This is a genomic window from Rhodococcus sp. 21391 (assembly GCF_016772255.1).
Taxonomy (GTDB): domain Bacteria; phylum Actinomycetota; class Actinomycetes; order Mycobacteriales; family Mycobacteriaceae; genus Rhodococcus_F; species Rhodococcus_F opacus.
Genome location: NZ_CP063781.1, coordinates 6,233,538 through 6,251,029 on the forward strand (window position 1 = coordinate 6,233,538; position 17,492 = coordinate 6,251,029).

Annotated in this window: 18 protein-coding genes and 1 pseudogene; 14 read left to right on the top strand and 5 right to left on the bottom strand. The window is 67.2% G+C overall.

Going from position 1 to position 17,492, the window contains the following annotated elements; translation table 11 throughout:
- Positions 1–75 precede the first annotated feature (75 nt).
- Together GO592_RS28725 and GO592_RS28730 are read left to right on the top strand one after the other, a co-directional pair.
- A complete protein-coding gene (locus tag GO592_RS28725; RefSeq protein WP_005253354.1) occupies positions 76–1,035 on the top strand; it encodes an alpha/beta hydrolase in 960 nt (319 codons plus the stop codon).
- 87 nt (positions 1,036–1,122) lie between these two features.
- A complete protein-coding gene (locus GO592_RS28730) occupies positions 1,123–1,803 on the top strand; it encodes a YoaK family protein (protein WP_005567001.1) in 681 nt (226 codons plus the stop codon).
- On the opposite strand, the gene GO592_RS28735 is transcribed toward GO592_RS28730, so the two are convergent.
- Positions 1,778–2,293 (bottom strand): COG4315 family predicted lipoprotein, encoded by a 516-nt coding sequence (locus tag GO592_RS28735; protein WP_007298413.1) that lies wholly within the window; start codon positions 2,291–2,293, stop codon positions 1,778–1,780. The genes GO592_RS28730 and GO592_RS28735 overlap by 26 nt on opposite strands.
- Positions 2,294–2,448: 155 nt before the next feature.
- Here GO592_RS28735 and GO592_RS28740 point away from each other — a divergent pair, with 155 nt between their 5' ends.
- Genes GO592_RS28740 through GO592_RS28750 form a run of 3 tightly spaced genes read left to right on the top strand, consistent with a single transcriptional unit; the run spans position 2,449 to position 5,392 of the window.
- On the top strand, positions 2,449–3,258 hold the full coding sequence (locus GO592_RS28740; RefSeq protein WP_007298412.1) for an AraC family transcriptional regulator: 810 nt from the start codon (positions 2,449–2,451) through the stop codon (positions 3,256–3,258).
- Positions 3,255–3,815: a TIGR03086 family metal-binding protein gene (locus tag GO592_RS28745; protein WP_007298411.1), complete on the top strand. Its 561-nt coding sequence runs from the start codon at positions 3,255–3,257 to the stop codon at positions 3,813–3,815. The genes GO592_RS28740 and GO592_RS28745 overlap by 4 nt, the downstream gene beginning before the upstream one ends.
- A gap of 38 nt (positions 3,816–3,853) precedes the next feature.
- Entirely contained in the window at positions 3,854–5,392 is a 1,539-nt protein-coding gene (locus tag GO592_RS28750; protein ID WP_039951753.1) for a metallophosphoesterase, read from the top strand.
- On the opposite strand, the gene GO592_RS28755 is transcribed toward GO592_RS28750, so the two are convergent.
- Positions 5,382–5,963 (bottom strand): TetR/AcrR family transcriptional regulator, encoded by a 582-nt coding sequence (locus GO592_RS28755; protein ID WP_039951751.1) that lies wholly within the window; start codon positions 5,961–5,963, stop codon positions 5,382–5,384. The two genes, GO592_RS28750 and GO592_RS28755, sit on opposite strands and share 11 nt — an antisense overlap.
- Positions 5,964–6,016: 53 nt before the next feature.
- Here GO592_RS28755 and GO592_RS28760 point away from each other — a divergent pair.
- Positions 6,017–6,684: pseudogene (locus GO592_RS28760) on the top strand (lysophospholipid acyltransferase family protein).
- On the opposite strand, the gene GO592_RS28765 reads toward GO592_RS28760, so the two are convergent.
- Positions 6,668–7,249: a TetR/AcrR family transcriptional regulator gene (locus GO592_RS28765; protein WP_007298407.1), complete on the bottom strand. Its 582-nt coding sequence runs from the start codon at positions 7,247–7,249 to the stop codon at positions 6,668–6,670. The pseudogene GO592_RS28760 and the gene GO592_RS28765 overlap by 17 nt on opposite strands.
- Positions 7,250–7,334: 85 nt before the next feature.
- Between GO592_RS28765 and GO592_RS28770 the strand changes: the two genes are divergently transcribed.
- The 3 genes from GO592_RS28770 (at position 7,335) to gluQRS (ending at position 9,571) form a co-directional block, all read left to right on the top strand.
- Positions 7,335–7,913 (top strand): dihydrofolate reductase family protein, encoded by a 579-nt coding sequence (locus GO592_RS28770; protein ID WP_007298406.1) that lies wholly within the window; start codon positions 7,335–7,337, stop codon positions 7,911–7,913.
- Between the two features lie 79 nt (positions 7,914–7,992).
- Positions 7,993–8,604, top strand: coding sequence for a TetR/AcrR family transcriptional regulator (locus tag GO592_RS28775; RefSeq protein WP_007298405.1), 612 nt, complete (start codon positions 7,993–7,995; stop codon positions 8,602–8,604).
- A 10-nt stretch (positions 8,605–8,614) separates the two neighbouring features.
- Positions 8,615–9,571 carry a tRNA glutamyl-Q(34) synthetase GluQRS gene (gluQRS, locus tag GO592_RS28780; RefSeq protein ID WP_007298404.1) on the top strand — a complete coding sequence of 319 codons (957 nt, stop codon included), beginning with the start codon at positions 8,615–8,617 and terminating at the stop codon, positions 9,569–9,571.
- On the opposite strand, the gene GO592_RS28785 is transcribed toward gluQRS, so the two are convergent.
- Complete coding sequence (locus GO592_RS28785) at positions 9,540–10,109, bottom strand: DUF4190 domain-containing protein (RefSeq protein ID WP_039951749.1); 570 nt, start codon at positions 10,107–10,109, stop codon at positions 9,540–9,542. The two genes, gluQRS and GO592_RS28785, sit on opposite strands and share 32 nt — an antisense overlap.
- Positions 10,110–10,631: 522 nt before the next feature.
- Between GO592_RS28785 and GO592_RS28790 the strand changes: the two genes are divergently transcribed.
- From GO592_RS28790 to GO592_RS28800, 3 genes are all read left to right on the top strand, one after another.
- On the top strand, positions 10,632–11,300 hold the full coding sequence (locus GO592_RS28790) for a hypothetical protein (protein ID WP_005253341.1): 669 nt from the start codon (positions 10,632–10,634) through the stop codon (positions 11,298–11,300).
- A 159-nt stretch (positions 11,301–11,459) separates the two neighbouring features.
- Entirely contained in the window at positions 11,460–12,092 is a 633-nt protein-coding gene (locus GO592_RS28795) for an RDD family protein (protein ID WP_007298402.1), read from the top strand.
- Positions 12,093–12,210: 118 nt separating this feature from the next.
- The gene (locus GO592_RS28800) at positions 12,211–12,939 is read left to right on the top strand and encodes a queuosine precursor transporter (RefSeq protein ID WP_005248717.1); all 729 of its coding nucleotides are present in this window, start codon (positions 12,211–12,213) and stop codon (positions 12,937–12,939) included.
- Between the two features lie 43 nt (positions 12,940–12,982).
- Here GO592_RS28800 and tgt read toward each other — a convergent pair whose 3' ends face one another.
- On the bottom strand, positions 12,983–14,227 hold the full coding sequence (gene tgt / locus GO592_RS28805) for a tRNA guanosine(34) transglycosylase Tgt (RefSeq protein WP_007298401.1): 1,245 nt from the start codon (positions 14,225–14,227) through the stop codon (positions 12,983–12,985).
- Between the two features lie 106 nt (positions 14,228–14,333).
- On the opposite strand from tgt, the gene GO592_RS28810 reads away from it, so the two are divergent.
- Both GO592_RS28810 and GO592_RS28815 read left to right on the top strand, forming a co-directional pair.
- On the top strand, positions 14,334–16,217 hold the full coding sequence (locus tag GO592_RS28810; protein WP_007298400.1) for a sulfatase-like hydrolase/transferase: 1,884 nt from the start codon (positions 14,334–14,336) through the stop codon (positions 16,215–16,217).
- Between the two features lie 5 nt (positions 16,218–16,222).
- On the top strand, positions 16,223–17,464 hold the full coding sequence (locus tag GO592_RS28815; RefSeq protein WP_007298399.1) for a hypothetical protein: 1,242 nt from the start codon (positions 16,223–16,225) through the stop codon (positions 17,462–17,464).
- Positions 17,465–17,492 lie beyond the last annotated feature (28 nt).

Below are 17,492 nucleotides of genomic sequence, written 5' to 3' on the forward strand. Positions count from 1 at the left end.
CGTTATCTTCCTGTTATCGTCGGCGGTGCAGCGTTCGCTGTGCTGTGTGTCGATTCGAGATAAAAGGACATTCGTATGGCGATTCGTCGCACCCGCGCACTGATCGTGGGCCTGGTCGCAGTGTTGGCATCGGGCCTCGTGTCCGTATTGGCCGGAACAGGCGTCGCCCACGCCGACTCGGCCCTGATCTCGGTGTATTCACCGTCGATGGACAAGGACATTCCCGTCAAGGTGCTCAAGGCCGCGGGCGGTGGTCCCGCGCCGACCCTGTACCTGCTCGACGGTCTGCGGGCACCGGACGACAACAACGGCTGGCTGATCGAGACCGACGTGGAGAGTTTCTTCGCCGGCAAGCACGTCAACGTGGTCATCCCGTTCGGCGGCGGCGGCACCTTCTACTCCGACTGGCAGCGCGACGACCCGAAGCTCGGCCGCGTCAAGTGGGAGACGTTCCTGACCAATGAGCTGCCCCCGGTGATGGCTTCCCAATTCGGCAGCGACGGGGTGAACAACGCGGTCGCGGGTCTGTCGATGAGCGGCACCTCCGCGTTGAACCTCGCCACGCACCGCCCCGACTTCTACAAGGCGGTCGCGTCCTACAGCGGATACCCGACGGCCAGCTCCCCCGGCTTCGCGCAGGGCATCCAGGTCTCCGTCGCCCAGATGGGCGGCAACGCGCTGAACATGTGGGGCTTCTGGCCGTCGGCTGCGTGGCTTCGCAACGACCCGCTGCTCAACGTCGGCGCGCTGCGCGGCAAGTCCGTCTACATCTCGTCCGGCGCAGGCTCGACGGCGAGCGATCCGACCGTCGACCCGGACAGCGCCTCGTTCGACCCGGTGAAGTTCTCGCAGACGGTCCCCCTCGAGACGGCCTCCGGTCTGAGCAGCAAGGTTTTCGTGCCCGCTGTGCAGCGCGCTGGCGCCAAGCTGCAGACCCACATCACCGACGACGGTCTCCACACGTGGAACTACTGGCAGGACCGCTTGCACGAGTCCTGGGCCAACACGCTGGCACCCGCCCTCGGGACGTCCTGAGCCAGGCGTCGTGAGCGCCTGACCTACGCCGCAGTGGCCCCCCGATCTCCGGATCGGGGGCCACTGCCGTCGGCTGCGGTGTTTGATGTGGGTGTGCCGATCGACGACAGCAAGCGGACGCTCGCGCTGGCGGTGGTGCTGTCCACGCTGGCCGGTTACGTCGACGCGCTGGGATTCATCACGCTCGGCGGGTTCTTCGTCGCGTTCATGAGCGGCAATCTCACCCGGTTCAGTGTCGGGTTCGCGGACGCCGAGTGGGCGCACGCGGCGACTGCTGCCGCGGTGATCGGTATGTTCGTCCTCGGCTGCGCCCTGGGTGCCGTGGTCGTGCACCTGTCCGAGCGACGGCGCCTGCCCGTCCGGACGACGGTGCTCGCGGTCGTGTCGGGACTGCTGATCGCGGGCGCGGTGGCCGCGACCGTCGGGGCGAGCACGGTAGCTGTCGGCGCGATGCTGCTCGCGATGGGCGCCGAGAACTCCTTCTTCCAGCGCGACGGCGAGGTGACCATCGGTCTCACCTACATGACGGGCGCGCTCGTGAAGATGGGACATCGACTGGCCGGGGCACTGTTCGGTGGGCCGCGGTGGGCGTGGCTACGACATTTCGCGCTGTGGGCCGGCCTGGTGGTGGGCGCGGTGACGGGCGCCCTCGCGCACCACTGGATCGGGCTGGACGCCCTGTGGTTCGCTGCCGTCCTGTCGGCAGCGCTGACCGTCACCGTCCACCTGAGGATCGACCGCGCTACTCGCCGCCCGCAGTTGTCGTGACCGGGTTGCCTGCGGAGTCGAGGGTCCACCACACGCTGCCGACCGCCTGCCCGAATGCGTCCCCGGGTTCGTTGTCGTCCTTGTAGCGGTACACGGGGCGGCCGTTCACGGTCAGCTGATGGGTGCCGTCCGGCGCCGGGATGGTGTCGATGACCACGTCCTGCAGCCCCTGCACGGTCGGGTTCTCGGTGACGGAGGTGACCGGCGGCCACGACTGCAGGCAGGTGTCCCGGCACGAACTGGCGCCGGAGCCGACCTCGTCTTTGTCGTACACGTAGACCGTCATGCCACCGTCGTCGACCATCACCTCGCCGAGCGTCGTCGGTCCCATCTTCAGGACGGGTGTGCCGGGCGCGGCGGGCGGGGACGTCGGCGTCGGCGACACCGGGGCGTTGCCGCCCGTGTCGCCGGAATCGGTGCTGTCGTAGGCGCAACTCGAGAAGGTCAGGCTGACGGCGGCGATCGCTGCCAGCGCCCATGTTCGTCTCATGGAGTCCTCGTTCTCTGTGACGGCGAAGTGGCGGGCCTTCGGGGAACCTCTGCGGACCCGTGCATACAGTTCACCTCGAGTTGCGTGCCGGTGCGGGCACTTCGGGCGATGTGACCGGCCCGCACGTGTCGGTATCCGTGATTAGGCTCCTGTGCATGGGCTGGTACACGCCGACCGCACCGTCGCCCGACCTCACCGGCACCCTGGTGTGCGGGTGGTCCGCGCGGACACAGGGCGAGCATCTGCTGGTGCCGGACGCGTGCATGGACATCCTGTGGATCCCGGGTGTGGGAATCCGCGTGTGCGGTCCCGAAACCAGGGCCTGGTCTTTCGCGCTGCCGCCGGGCACTGAATCCGTCGGCGTCCGTTTCCGACCCGGTGCCGCCTCGCATCTGCTGCGGACGTCGGCGGCCGAGGTCCGCAACATCCGGGTCGGTCTCGGGGACGTGCTCGGGTCCACGTGGGAACGGAAACTGACCGACCGGCTCGACAACGCTCCCGGCTACGCGGAACGCATCGCCCTGTTCGAGAACGCCGTGCGCGCGTGGCGAAACCGCGGACCGGAAGCCGACCCTCTGATCGGCACCGTCCGGAAGGCGCTCGCCCGGCATTCGTGGAACGTGGGCGCGCTCGCCGACGCCGCCTCGGTCACCGAGCGGCAACTGCAGCGGCGATGCAACGACGCGTTCGGATACGGGCCCGCGACCCTCCGCGGAATCCTGCGGCTGCAACGGTTCATGGCGCTGGCGCAATCGGGGACGCGGACCGGACTCGCCGAACTCGCCGCCACCGCCGGCTACAGCGACCAAGCGCACCTGTCGCGCGAATGCCGGCGGATCTCCTCGCTCACCCCGTCCGACCTCCTCACCAGTGAGGCCCCCGACTGGCACGGAACGGAATCTGTCGTCGATGTCGGAAATGTTCAAGCCCTCGGACGCCGGACGGGAGAAGAATCGGCAGCATGACCTCGACAACCGAAACCCCCGCAGCCCACTACCGCGACCTCGCCGCGAAGTTCACGAAGCGCGTCGAATCCGTGCCCGCCGCACGCTGGGACGACGCGTCCCCGTGTGACGGCTGGACGGCCCGCGACGTCGTGCGGCACGTGATCGACACGCAGCGCTACATCGTCACCGTCGTCGATCTGGAACTGCCGGAGCCGCCGTCCGTCGACGACGACCCGGTGGCCGCGTGGGCGGCCACGCGCGATGGCATGCAGGAGATCCTGAACGACCCGGCTCTCGTGAGCCGCGAGTACGACGGGCACTTCGGCCGCACCGACCTCGGCAAGACCATCGACAGCTTCTACTGCTTCGACCTGGTGGTCCACGGCTGGGACCTGGCGCGGGCCACCGGCCTCGACGAGACCATCCCCGCAGGTGACCTGACCTGGGTGGGCGGCGTGGCCGAGCAGATGGGCGGAAGCATCCGCACGGCCGGGGTGTGCGGCCCCGCCGTGGACGTCCCGGCGGACGCCGACGAGCAGACCAGGGTCCTGGCCTTCCTCGGCCGCAAGGCCTGACCCGAGCGCCTGCCCGGTCGCGCTTGTAACCTCGGGTCATGAGCGTGCCGGGCAGGATCGCCGCACTGTCGGCGGTGTCACTCGCCGCGGCGCTGCTCGGCGGTGACGTGGTCGCGGCGGCCGATCCCGAACCCCGGGGCGCGTCCGGTCTGCCGGCGCGTGGCCTCGTCACCTCGGCGCCCCTCGCGTCCGCGGTCATGTTCGCCGGGATCACCGGCGACGCCGCTCCCTCACAGCGGGTTCCGGGTGACGAGTCGAACGGTAGGTCGGCCACCAGCCACCGCTTCGACGAGTACCCGTACATGCGGTACGAGGTCCGGTTCGGCCCGGAGTCCGCCGGCACGGACGTGACCTGGCACGGGCGTTCGATGAATCTCGACGACCTCGCAATGCACGTGTGGGACGAGGAGGGGCAGAGCTGGGGTGAGCCGGTCGCGACGGCGCAGCCGTCCGAACCGGGCGGTCCGGTCACCCTGACCACCCGGATCGCGGGCGAGGACTCCGCTCAGATCCTCGTCATCGACGGCCCTCGACGGGATCGGAGTTTCCGCGAGGCCAACGCGACAGCCGATCAGCAGTTCGCCGACCCGAACGCGTACGACTTCGCGCTGCAGCACATCAGCGACACCCAGTACGTGTCCCGGGACCGGCCGGAGGTGTACTTCGACATGACCCGCTGGACCGCCGAAAACGCCGCCGAACGCAAGATCGCCTATTCCATGCACACCGGCGACCTCGTCCAGAGCTGGATACGTCCGGGCGCACCCGAGTCCCGCGCCCGGCCCGAGTTCGAGGTGGCGGACAAGGCGATGGCGACGCTCGAAGAGGCCGGCATTCCCTACGGCGTCCTGCCCGGCAACCACGACAACCTGTGGAACGTCGGCGGACGGCTCATTCCCGGCGAGCACGAGAAGAACCACTCCCTCTACAACGAGTTCTTCGGGCCGTGGCGGTACCGCGACCAGCCGTACTGGGGCGAATCCGTCACGGACACGGACAATTCGGCGCACTACGACCTGCTCGACATCGCCGGCGCGAAATTCCTGATGCTCTACATCGGCTACAACCCACCCGAACACGTGCTGCAGTGGGCCGAGGACGTGCTCGCCGACCACCCGGACCGCAACGTGGTGATCGGCAGCCACTACTACCTGGACGAGGACGGCTCGCTGCGGATGAGCGGGTTCGGCGACATCGGTAGCAGTGCGGGACAGCAGATCTGGAACCGGCTCGTCGTTCCCTTCGAGACGGTCTTCCTGGTCCTCGCGGGGCACGTCGACGGGCAGACGACGGTCACCGACCGGAAGGTGGGCGACACGGACCGGAAGGTCGTGGAGTTGCTCGCCGACTACCAGTACTTCACGGTGGACAGCCGCCGCGAGACCGGGTTCCAGCGACTCCTGCAGTTCGATCTCGACGGCGGAACCCTCGCCGTCACGACGCACTCCCCCACGCTGGACAGCTTCCGGGTGGAGGACTTCGATCCGCAGCGTCGCTACCAGCCGGACGACGGGGACTTCGTCACCGATGTGGAACTGCGGGCAGACCTGCCGCGCGCCGTCCTGCCTACGCCCTGAGATGGAGGTCGATCAGCTGCGCGACGAACGCCTCCACGTCGAAGTCGCCGACGATCACCTCGATGCTGCGGGTGGCGCGGAGGGTCGCCACCCCGTGCAGCTGGGTCCACAGGTTCAACGCGACCACGTGCGGGGTCTCGGCGCCTGCGTCCGCGACGAGTGCGACGACCGTCTCGAACAGGGGTTTCGAGTGGTGCCGCAGGTCCTCTCCCGAACCCTCGAGCAGGTCGTGCCGGAACATCAATTCGAACAGGGTGCGGTGGGTGTCGGCGAAGGAGAGGTACTGCCGTGCCGTCCGCCGCACGCGTGCGAGGGGGTCCGCCTCGGACACGATCGCCGACCGGAGTTCTTCGGACAGCTCGGCGAATCCTGACGCGGCGATCGCGGCGAGCAGCGCCTTGTGGGTGGGAAAGTACCGCCGCGGCGCGCCGTGCGAGACACCCGCGTGCCGGGCGACGGCGCGTAGCCCGACGGCGTCGATGCCGCCGTCGTCCAGCAATTCGCGCCCGCAGTCGATCAGCCGCACGCGCAGGGGTTGCACTTCTCCACTCATGTAGACAGTGTCTATCATGACGGTAGTAGACAACGTCTACTCCACTGCGGCACCCGAGTCAGGAGTTCACCGTGTGGTACTGATCTTCAAGTACGTGCTGATCGGACCGGTGCTGCGGATCTTCGGGCGGCCCACGATCGACGGCGCGCACCACATCCCGGTGTCGGGCCCGGTGATCCTGGCGAGCAATCACCTCACCGTCGTCGACTCGTTCTTCCTCGTCCTGATGGTGCGCAGGCGCATCACGTTCGTGGCCAAGAGCGAGTACTTCACCGAGGGCGGCGCGAAGGGTCGCGCGAAACGCTGGTTCTTCACCGCGGCCGGCCAGGTGCCGATCGACCGATCCGGGGCCTCCGCGGCGGAATCCGCACTGAACACCGCGGAGAAGATCCTGGACGACGGCAAGGTCTGGGGAATCTACCCCGAGGGCACCCGGTCGCCCGACGGTCGACTCCACAAGGGCAAGACCGGAATTGCCCTGGTCGCGCTCGCGACGGGCGCCCCGGTCGTGCCCGTCGCCATGCACTGCACACGGCAGGTCAACCCCGTCGGATCGAGGATGTGGCGGTTCGGCACGGTGTCAGCGACCGTCGGCGAACCACTCGACTTCTCCCGATTCGCCGAGCTACGCGACAACCGGCACGTCGTCCGGGCCGCGACGGACGAGCTGATGCACGCCCTCATGACACTGTCGGGCCAGGAGTACGTGGACGACTACGCGCTCAGGCGTCCGGCGTAGCGACGGCACGCGTCACGAGATCGGCGACGAGGCGCTCCGTGTCGACCCCGTCGAGCACGCCGGGCAGCGTCAGGTGCTCGACGATGAGCGCATTCATCGCGAGGTACAGCATCAGCACGGTGCTGCGATCACCGGGCAGTCCCGAGTCGAGGTGAAACCCGATGTCGCGCTCCAGGTTCTCGGAGATCGTGCGCGTCAGCGTGGTCCGCAACTCGGGCCGCCGGACCGCTTCGAGTCGCAATTCCTGCAACGCGAGATAGCCTGTCCGATCGCGGGTGATCCTGCCGAACAATCCCTGCATGTACTCGATCGCGAGCTCGAGATTCTGCGGCTTGCGACCGCTTTCCTCGACCACCGAGGGGTCGGGGCCCATGCGTTCATGAATCCGCTTGCCGACCTGGTCGAACAGGTCGTCGCGGCTGGCGAAGTAATTGGAGGCCGTCCCTTTGGGGACGTTCGCCTCGACGTCGACGGCGCGGAAGGTGAGACCGCGCGCACCCTCTCGCGCAAGCACTTCGATCGCCGCGTTCACGAGAGCCGCACGTCGTTCCGGATTCTGCGCCATCGACACTCCTCCAAAAAAAGGGACTTGCAACCACTGCAGACATAGTACTACAAATGGAGTAGTTATCGCCTTCGGGAGGACTCACATGCGAAAGCTCGTCTACTACGCCGCCGCCACCATCGACGGATTCATCGCCGGCGCCGACGGCTCGGACCCCACCGGCACCATCTTCGAGATCGACGGCGATCACATGCCCGTGATGATTGTCGAGTACCCCGAGACGGTCCCGACCCACATGCGGGCACCGCTGGGAATCGACGCCCCCAACAACCATTTCGACACACTGCTCATGGGCCGCGCCACCTACCAGCCCGCCCTCGACCTCGGCGTGACCAGCCCGTACGCGCATCTGCGGCAGTACGTCTTCTCGACCACGATCCCCGAGTCGCCCGACCCGGACGTCGAGATCGTCGCGGGCGATCCGATCGAGAAGGTGCGCGAACTCAAGCGGGAGGACGGCAAGGACATCTGGCTGTGCGGCGGCGGGAAGCTCGCCGCCGCCGTGGAGCCCGAGATCGACGAGCTCCGGATCAAGCTCAACCCCGTCGCGATCGGCACCGGCATTCCCCTGTTCGACGGCGAATTCGGCCCGCAGCGGTTCCGGCTGGCCGCGTCCCGCGCGTTCGAGAGCGGGATGATCTTCCTGACGTACGTCCGCCGATAGCCGAAGTCACACCCGCCACTCGCGGCAACACGCGCACCTGACGCAGGTATTAATTCAATACGTCAGTAATGTTCGAGGCATGCGCGAACGCCGATACTCGTCCACCAGCCCCGAACGCCTGGCCGCAGCCCTGTTCGACGTCGCGGCCGAGTCGGGTCTCGAGGGCGCCAGCGTGCGCGAGGTCGCCAAGAGGGCGGGGGTGTCCATCGGAGCCGTCCAGCACCACTTCTCCACGAAGGACGAGATGTTCGCGTTCGCCCTGCGAACCCTCGTCGACAAACTACTCACCCGACTGTCGGAGGTCGACCGCGGCGGGGATCCCGCCCGGGCCCTGTTCGCCGCGATGTCCCAGTTGCTCCCGCTCGACGAGGCGCGGTCGCGGGAGGCGCACGTCATGGCGGCATTCGCCGTCCGGGCCGCCACCTCCCCGTCGCTCGCCGAGATCCGGCGCAAGACCCTGTTCACCATCCGGACGGGACTGTCCGCCGTGCTCATCGGGATCGGCACCCCGGAGGCGGAAACCCGTGCGGCGCTTCTCCTCGCCACCGTCGACGGTCTCGCCCTCGATGCGATCGGCAGTCCGGCGCTGTACCCGCCCGAGTACCTCGAGCACGCCCTCGACATTCAGATCGGCATGATTCTGCAGGGCGCCGACGTCGTACCGTCGTCGTCGATCGAACTGGCCAGCTGACCCTCGGCCGATGTCACATCCGTCTCGTCAGAGTGAACCGCCGTCACATCGGGCGGCGGGCGCGGGTCGGTTCGCGCCCAGCCCGTCCGGCGACCTGCACCTCGGCAACCTGCGGACGGCCGTGCTGGCGTGGTTGTTCGCCCGGTCCACCGGCCGACGGTTCCTCATGCGCGTCGAAGACCTCGACCGCGTCCGCGAGGGCGCCCGGGACCGGCAACTGGCCGACCTCACGAAACTCGGCCTCGATTGGGACGGCGACGTCGTCTCGCAATCGCACCGACTGTCGCGGTACGACGCGGCCATCGCCGAACTCCATGCCGCCGGTCTCACGTACGAGTGTTTCTGCACGAGAAGAGAAATCCAGAAAGCGGCGTCGGCGCCGCACGCACCGCAGGGTGCCTACCCGGGGACGTGCCGCAACCTGACACCGGACGAACGCGCAGACCGGCTCGCCGGCGGACGACCACCCGCGCTGCGCCTGCGCGCCGGCGTCACCTCGTTCACCATCGATGACGTCCTGCACGGCAGCTATTCCGGCATGGTGGACGACCTCGTGCTGCGTCGCGGCGACGGCACACCCGCCTACAACCTCGCGGTGGTCGTCGACGACGCCGCCCAGGGAATCGATCAGGTGGTACGCGGCGACGACCTGCTCTCGTCCGCGCCCCGTCAGGCATACCTCGCCGGGCTGCTCGGGTTGACCGCCCCCACCTACGCGCACGTGGCCCTCGCACTCAACGAGGACGGCAAACGGCTCGCGAAACGCGACGGCGCCGTCACGCTCACCGACCAGAAAGCGTTGGGACGCAACCCGAGCGACGTCCTCGGAGTGCTGGCGACGTCGCTCGGGCTCGCGGAACCGGGCGAGGTCGTGGATCTCGGGATACTCCTCGACCGGTTCGACCCGGCCCGCCTGCACCGCGAACCGTGGGTGGTCAGGCTCCCGACGCCGCCGCAATCACCATGATCACGAAGAACAGGATCCAGCCGACGACATAGGCGCCGCCGATGGCGATACCGGCGATCGCGAGCCCACGGCCCTCCTGCCCGGACTGCTTGATCTGGCCCAGCGCGATGATGCCGAGGATGATGCCTACGACGGAGCCGACCCCGTAGAAGCATCCACCGACGATCGACGTGATCAGCGACGCGATCGCGAGACCGTTCGTCCCCAGCGACTGCGGGTAAGGCGCGCCGTACGGGTTCGGTGCGCCGTACTGCGGGGCGGGACCGCCGTACTGGCCCGGCGGCCCGTACTGATTGGGTGCGCCGCCGTACTGGTTGGGGGCGCTGTACTGATTCGGGGCGGCATACGGGTTGGGCGTCCCGTACTGCTGGTTCGGAGCCCCGTACTGGTCGCCGCCGTACTGATTCCGATTCGGCGCGGCATACGGATTCGGCGACGTCCCGTACGCGCCCGGCTGCTGATAGTCGGGATACTTCTCGGTGGGCGCCGAATACGTGGGATAACCGGATTCGTCCACCCCGTATCCGTCGCGCGGCAAGCCGGGCTCGCCGTAAGTGGGTGGTGTTTGCCCGTTGTACGGATTCGAATCGTCCGATCCCCCGGAATTAGTCACGATAACCAGCGTAAAGCATCAAAACCGCAGGAGAAGAAGCAGACCAAAGGGAGGCGAGTAAAGGATTGTCCACGTAGTGTTTATTCGCACTGTCACGCGCGAGCATTCAACTCTTGCTGAGGGGATCACATGACGACTGGTGGATACGACCCTAACGACAAACCTGAAGGTGGTGACCAGGGCGGATACCCCCCGCAGGGCAATCCTCCACCGCCGCCCGGTGGTTATCCGCCGCCCCCGGGGAATTACCCTCCGCCGCCGCAGGGACCGCCGCCCGGCGGATATCCGCCACCGCCGCCCGGCGGAAACTACCCGCCTCCGCCCGGCGGAAACTACCCACCGCCCGGTAATTACCCACCGCCCGGCGGAAATTACCCGCCGCCGCAGGGCAATTACCCGCCGCCGCCCCAGGGACCGCCGCCCGGCGGATATCCGCCGCCCCCGCCGATGTCGGATTACGGCACGCCCGGGCAGACGCCGGGGCAGTTCTCCGTGGGCGACGCGATCGGCTACGGCTGGAACAAGTTCAAGGACAACGCGCTCATCTGGATCGGCATCCTGCTGATCGCCGCCATCATCCAGGTCGTGCTGAATCTCGTCTTCGGCGGCTTCAGCACGTCGTCCGACATGAGCGCGGCGTTCTCGGTGTGGCGCATCATCGGCACGATCGTCACGACCATCGTCGGCTACCTGATCAATGCGGCTCTGGTGCGGGGCGCATTGCACGAAGTGGACGGGAACAAGCCGGCGTTCGGTTCGTTCTTCCAGTTCACCAATGTCGGGGCGATCATCATCGCCAGCGTGATCATCGGTGTGGCCGCCACCATCGGTTTCGTCCTGCTCATCATCCCGGGTCTCATCGTGATCTTCCTGACCTGGTGGACGCTGCAGTTCGTCATCGATCAGAACGAGGACGCCATCACCGGCATCAAGTCGAGCTTCCGCGTCATCTCGCAGAACGTCGGCCCGGTGCTGCTGCTGGCCCTGGCCCTCGTCGGCATCAACATCGTCGGTGCAATCCTCTGCGGCGTCGGACTTCTCGTCTCGATCCCGATCACGATCATCGCGTCGACCTACGCGTACCGCGTGCTCACCGGCCGTTACGTCGCGGCCTGACCGACCGCTCCCCACGGGTGAGCGTGCTTCCTGTCCAACGAGGACGGAAGTACGCTCACCCGTTTTGCTACTCCCGTCACTCGAGTCACTCCCACCCCTTGCGTAAGGTGCTCAGGCGTCATCCGAGACATTCAGGACTCGAGATTCGAGGGGGAACACATGACTACCGGTGGATTCGATCCAGGCCAGGGACAACAGCCGTTCGGCGGGCAGCAGTACGGGCAACCGCACTACAACGGGGCGGGGCAGCAGCACGGACAGCAGTTCGGCGCACCGCCGCAGTTCGATTCGGCGCAGCAGTTCGGCACCCAGCCGTTCGCGCAGCCGGACTTCGGGTTCGACCCGTCCCGCCCCGGTGAACTTCTTCCCCGCCTGGGCGCACGGGTGATCGACGGCCTGATCGTCGGCATCCCGATGGCCGTGGTCAGCACCGTCCTCGCGCTGGTGCTGGGCAACTTCCTGGGCAGCGTCCTCGGCGCGATCCTCACCGCGGCCGCCGCCGTCGGCTACTTCGTCTTCCTCGAAACGACGAGGGGACAGACCCTGGGCAAGCAGATTCTCGGCCTGCGCGTCGAGGGCCCGAACGGCGGACTCCCCACCCAGCAGCAGTCGCTGACCAGGAACGGTTTCTACGTCCTGTCCGCGCTCGGCGGGTTCCCGCTCCTCGGGTTCCTGTTCGGACTGCTCGGCGTCGTCGCCGCGATCGTCATCGGGGTGACCATCAACGGCAGCCCCACCAAGCAGGGCAAGCACGACGAACTAGCCGGCGGCACGCGCGTCGTCCAGGGCTAGTCCGAACCACTCCCTACCGTGCGGGTGAACGTACCTTTCGTCGCGTCAGATCGGACAAAAGGTACGTTCACCCGTTCCTGATTCGCGCCCTTCCCCGTTCAGGTGCTTGGATTGCGGCGTGACGGCCTCAGATCAGCAGACCAAACCAGACGACCACGCGACGTTCGCGCACGTCAGCCGGGGGTACTACCCCACGTTCGTCGCCCTCTTCACCGCGACGCTGCTGATCTCGAATATCTGCGCGACGAAGGGCGTCGCATTCTTCGCCGACTCGTCGCTGACCATCGGACCGCTGCAGATCCTGCCCGTCATCACCGACGGCGGCTTCTTCCTGTTCCCGCTGGCCTACATTCTCGGCGACGTCCTCAGCGAGGTGTACGGGTTCAAGTCGACCCGTCGCGCGATCTACCTGGGCTTCGGCGCCCTGATCCTGGCCGCGTTCTGCTTCTGGCTCCTCATCGAGCTGCCGTCCGCCGACTTCTACGAGAACCAGGAAGCGCTGCGGTCCGTCGTCGGCGTCTACCCGCGTCTGCTGCTCGCCGGGCTGGCCGGTTACCTCGTCGGGCAGATGCTGAACTCGGTGACGCTGGTCCTGATCAAGGAGCGCACCAAGGAGAAGCACCTGTGGGCGCGGCTCATCGGTTCCACCATCGTCGGTGAGTTCGCCGACACCCTGATCTTCTGCTCCATCGCCGCAGGCGCGATCGGCATCAGCACGTGGAGCGATTTCGTCAACTACGTGATCGTCGGCTTCCTGTGGAAGACCCTCGTCGAGGTACTGGTCATGCCGATCACGTACCGCGTCATCGCCTACGTGAAGAAGCGCGAACCCACCTACCAGCTCTGACCCCCACGTGAGTGGGAAAGTGTGCCCGAGGACGCTTTCCCACTCACGTGCGGTAGAAGCGACCCAGGGTGTCGGCCTTGAACTCGTCGAAGTAGCCGCCTTCGATGCTGGCGCGGATCTGATCGACCAACCGGACGGTGAAGCGTTCGTTGTGGATGGTGCACAGCGTGGACGCCAGCATTTCCTTCGCCTTGAACAAATGGTGAATGTAGGCGCTGGTGTAATTCGCGCAGGTGTAGCAATCGCAGTTCTCGTCGATGGGCGTGAAGTCACGACGGAAGCGGCTGGTGTTGATGTTGAACCGGCCGTCCGGGTGGTAGATCGCGGCGTTGCGCGCGACCCGCGACGGATTCACGCAGTCGAACGTGTCGGCGCCGTTCTCGATGGCCACGAAGAAGTCGTCCGGCTCGCTGATGCCGAGCATGTGCCGCGGCTTGTGCTCGGGAAGCTCCTCGTTGCACCACCGGACGATGGTGCCCAGGTTCTGCTTCTCGAGCGCCCCGCCGATGCCGTACCCGTCGAAACCGCGGCCACTCTCCCCCGTGATCGACTCCAGCCCCCGGCACGCCTGCCTCCGCAGGTCCTCGTACTGCGCGCCCTGGACGACCCCGAACAGCGCCTGGTACGGGCGATGGGAACGCTCGGCGGTCAGCTTCTCGTGCTCGGCGATGCAGCGCACCGCCCACGCCTGCGTCCGCTCCACCGACTGCTCCTGGTATCTGCGGGTGTTCAGCAGTGTGGTGAGCTCGTCGAACGCGAACATGATGTCGGCGCCGAGCTGGTGCTGGATCTGCATCGACACCTCGGGGGTGAACCGGTGCCGCGACCCGTCCAGATGCGATTTGAACGTGACGCCGTCGTCGTCGACGGTCGCGAGGCGTTCCTTGCCCTTCGCGATGACGTCGTCGGAGCGCACCCCGACGGCTTCCATCGCGAGGACCTTCTTGAACCCGACGCCCAGCGACATGACCTGGAATCCGCCGCTGTCGGTGAACGTCGGGCCATCCCAGTTCATGAACTTGCCCAGACCGCCGGCCTCGTCGACGATGTCCGGTCCGGGCTGCAGGTACAGGTGGTACGCGTTGGCGAGCAGCGACTGCGCGCCCAGCTCCTTCATGCTCTCCGGCAGCACCGCCTTGACGGTGGCCTTGGTGCCGACGGCCACGAACGACGGCGTCGCGATGTCGCCGTGCGGGGTGTGAATGGTTCCGGTGCGGCCCAGCTGCCCGTCGAGTCGGGTGCCGACGGTGAAGAACGGATCGGGCGGGGTCGGGACTACGGCATTCACGGGTGTATCCAATCACGGGCGACATTTCCGGCGACACATCACTACTTCGTTCGAAAGTGGGTACAGACAGGGAGACGATCCCAGCCCTTCGACCGGAGGAACCGCCATGAGCGACGAGAAGGCCGGCCATCGGATCGACAGGCGAACGTTTCTCTCGGGTGCGGCGGTCGCCGGCGGGGTGACCGTGATGTCGGGCCTCTTCGACCGTCGGGCGGACGCGTCGGAGAAGCCGCTGCACCGTCAGCCCAGCACTTACGTGCAGCCCAACATCGTGTTCATCGTCGTCGACGAGATGCGGTTTCCCCAGGTCTTTCCCGCGGGAATCACCACTGCCGACCAGTTCCTGCAGCGGTTCATGCCCAACCTCTACACGCTGTGGGCGCCCGGGGTGAAATTCACGCAGCACTACACGGCCGGGGTGGCATGCAGCCCCGGCCGTGCGTGTTTCGTCACCGGTCTCTATCCGCTGCAGAACTGGATGCTGCAGACGCGGACCGGCAATCGGGCCTCCCCCGTCCCGTCGCCCGCGATGGGAAGGGACTTTCCGACGTACGGCAAACTGCTGCGGCAGGCGGGCTACGTCACGCCGTACGTCGGGAAGTGGCATCTGTCGCCGTCCCCCGACGAGGACTCCGGGCTCGCCCCCGGCTACCTCGAGGAGTACGGGTTCGACGGACTGACGATGCCCGACATCATCGGAATGAACGGTGAGGGATTCGAATTCGACGGGCACATCGCCGATCAGGCCGCGGCGTGGTTGTCGACGCGGATGCCCGGGGACGGCCCGTTCTGCCTCACGGCGAGCTTCGTCAATCCCCACGACCAGCAGTTCTTCTGGGCCGGAACGGAAGCGGAACGGTATCAGTCGCTGTACGCGAACAACGTTCCCCCGCTGAGCCCCGCCCGCGCCTGGTCGGTGACCACCGCCGAGAGCGACCCTCCGCGGCTGGGTTATCCGTCCGTGCCGCCCAACTGGGAACCCGAGAAGGCGCTGCAGTCGAAACCGAGCACCCAGGTGTTCGCCCGGGAGTTCCAGGCCCTGGTGTGGGGCGGCGTCACCGACGACATCCAGAATCTGTCGAACTACTACCTCCAGCCCTACGGTCAGGGCACCGATCCCGACCGACACATCGCGTTCGCCCCGTACACGTACTGGGAGCGGGCCCTGGACAGTTACACCAACGTGCTGTCGATGGTCGATCACCACATCGGCACGGTGATCAACTCGCTGCCGGAAGACGTCGCGGCGAACACCGTCTTCGTCATGACGTCCGATCACGGCGAATACGCCGGGGCGCACGGCTTCGTCGCAGGCAAACTGTCCACCGCCTACGACGAGGCGTTCCACATCCCGCTGATCGTCGCCGACCCGACCGGACGATTCACCGGCGACACCGACACCCCGCGCGGTCAGCTCACGTCGAGCGTCGACGTGGTGCCGCTGCTCGCGACGCTCGGTCACGGCGACCGGAACTGGATGTCCGGGGACCTGTTCGCCACCTATGCCGAACGCGTCGACCTCCTGCCCTTGCTGCGGAGCAACGCCGCGGCCGGTCGCGACCACGTCGTCCTCGCCACCAACGAACACGCACCGCAGGGGGTCAACTGGAACAACTCCCCCACCCACATCTACGTGCTGCGCACCCCCGAGGCGAAGGTCGCGGTGTATTCGAAGTGGTTGGGACCCACCGCCTACGTCGACCCGGCCTCGTTCCAGTACGAGTTCTACGACTACGCCACCGAACGCGGCCGGGCGGAACTCGACAACACCTTCGATCACGACCCGCGCGGTCCGGCCATGGCCGCCCAGCTGATGACCCAGTACCTGCCGACTCAGCTCGCCGCGCCGCTACCCCCGGCGTTCGCACAGCAGGGTGCCGACGCGATGGCCCGGTACCTCGCCTACATCCAGCTGATCAACCGGTACACGCCCGGAGAGATCGACCGGGAGGGCATCGACAAGCTGACCGCGTTCGGGGAGGTGTTCTGACAGCTATGACCGGGAAAGTCGTTGCCGCCGTGCTGGTTCTGCTGCTGTGGTCCGGTGGCGCCTCCCTCGCGTCCGCGGCGCCCCCACCGACCGCGCAGTGCGCGTGGCAGTTCATGTCCGACTCGACCGTGCTCGACGTCGCCTTCCCCGACGCCAACGCGACGTACTGGGTGCTGCCCTACGCGTTGGGGCCGGGTGACACCATCGAACTCAGCGGCAGTTACCCGGCTGCCCGCTACTTCTCACTCAACACGTACGGGACGAACTTCGACACCGTCGACACGTTGCGCGACAACCAGATCGGACCCGACCCCGGCAGCGGAAACCCGTTCACCGACGCCGCCACCGACGCCCTGCCCGCCACGCAGAAACGCTGGCACGCGACGGTCGTGACCGGCCCGGCCGACCACTCCCGCAACCAGATTCAGGCCCTGCCCACCGGGGCCGACGCGCAGTCGGTACCCGTCGGTTTCCTCATCATCCGGGTGTACGTGCCCGACGACCCGGCATCTCCGACCGGCGGCGTTCCACTACCCGACGTGACACTGACGTTCGGGGGCCGGACGTCGCCGGTGCCGACCTGCGGATCCGAATTCGATCCCTCCGCCTACGACAACGGCCCACTCGAACAGGCCGCGGAGGCCGCATTCGACCAGATCATCGCCGGCGCGGCGTCCGGCGCGTTCCCCGGCAACGTGCCCGAGGCGACGTTCGTGAACCCCGCGAGCACGTCGGGCCTGTTTCCCAACGGCGACAACAAATATGTCGGGGCGGGGCTGACGTACCAGCCCGGACGCATCGTCGTCGTGCAGGGCCGGGCGCCGACGTTCCCCGACACCCGTGCCGGCCAACCCGTCACGGCACCCAGCCGGCAGGTGCGGTACTGGTCGATGTGCCAGAACGATCAGGTCACGCCGTACCCGGTCGTCGCGTGTGCCGCCGACTTCCAGACACGCACCGACGGCGCAGGCAACTACACGTACGTCGTCGCCGCACCGCAGGACGTCCCCGCCCGCGCCGCGTCCGACCCGACCGTCACCGTCCTCCCCTGGGGCTCCACCGACGTCGCGAAGAAGGTGCTGTTCCTGCGGTACATGCTGCCGTCCGACGCCTTCTACCCGCAGTCGGTGCAGGCGTCGCAGAACAATCACACCGACCCCGCCACCACGATGGGTCCGTACTATCCCCGCGCCGCCTACTGCGACACCGCCACCTTCGAAGCCGGGGGTGCCGCCGCCTGCCTGTGAGTACTTGTTAACCGCCGGCGGTTAACAA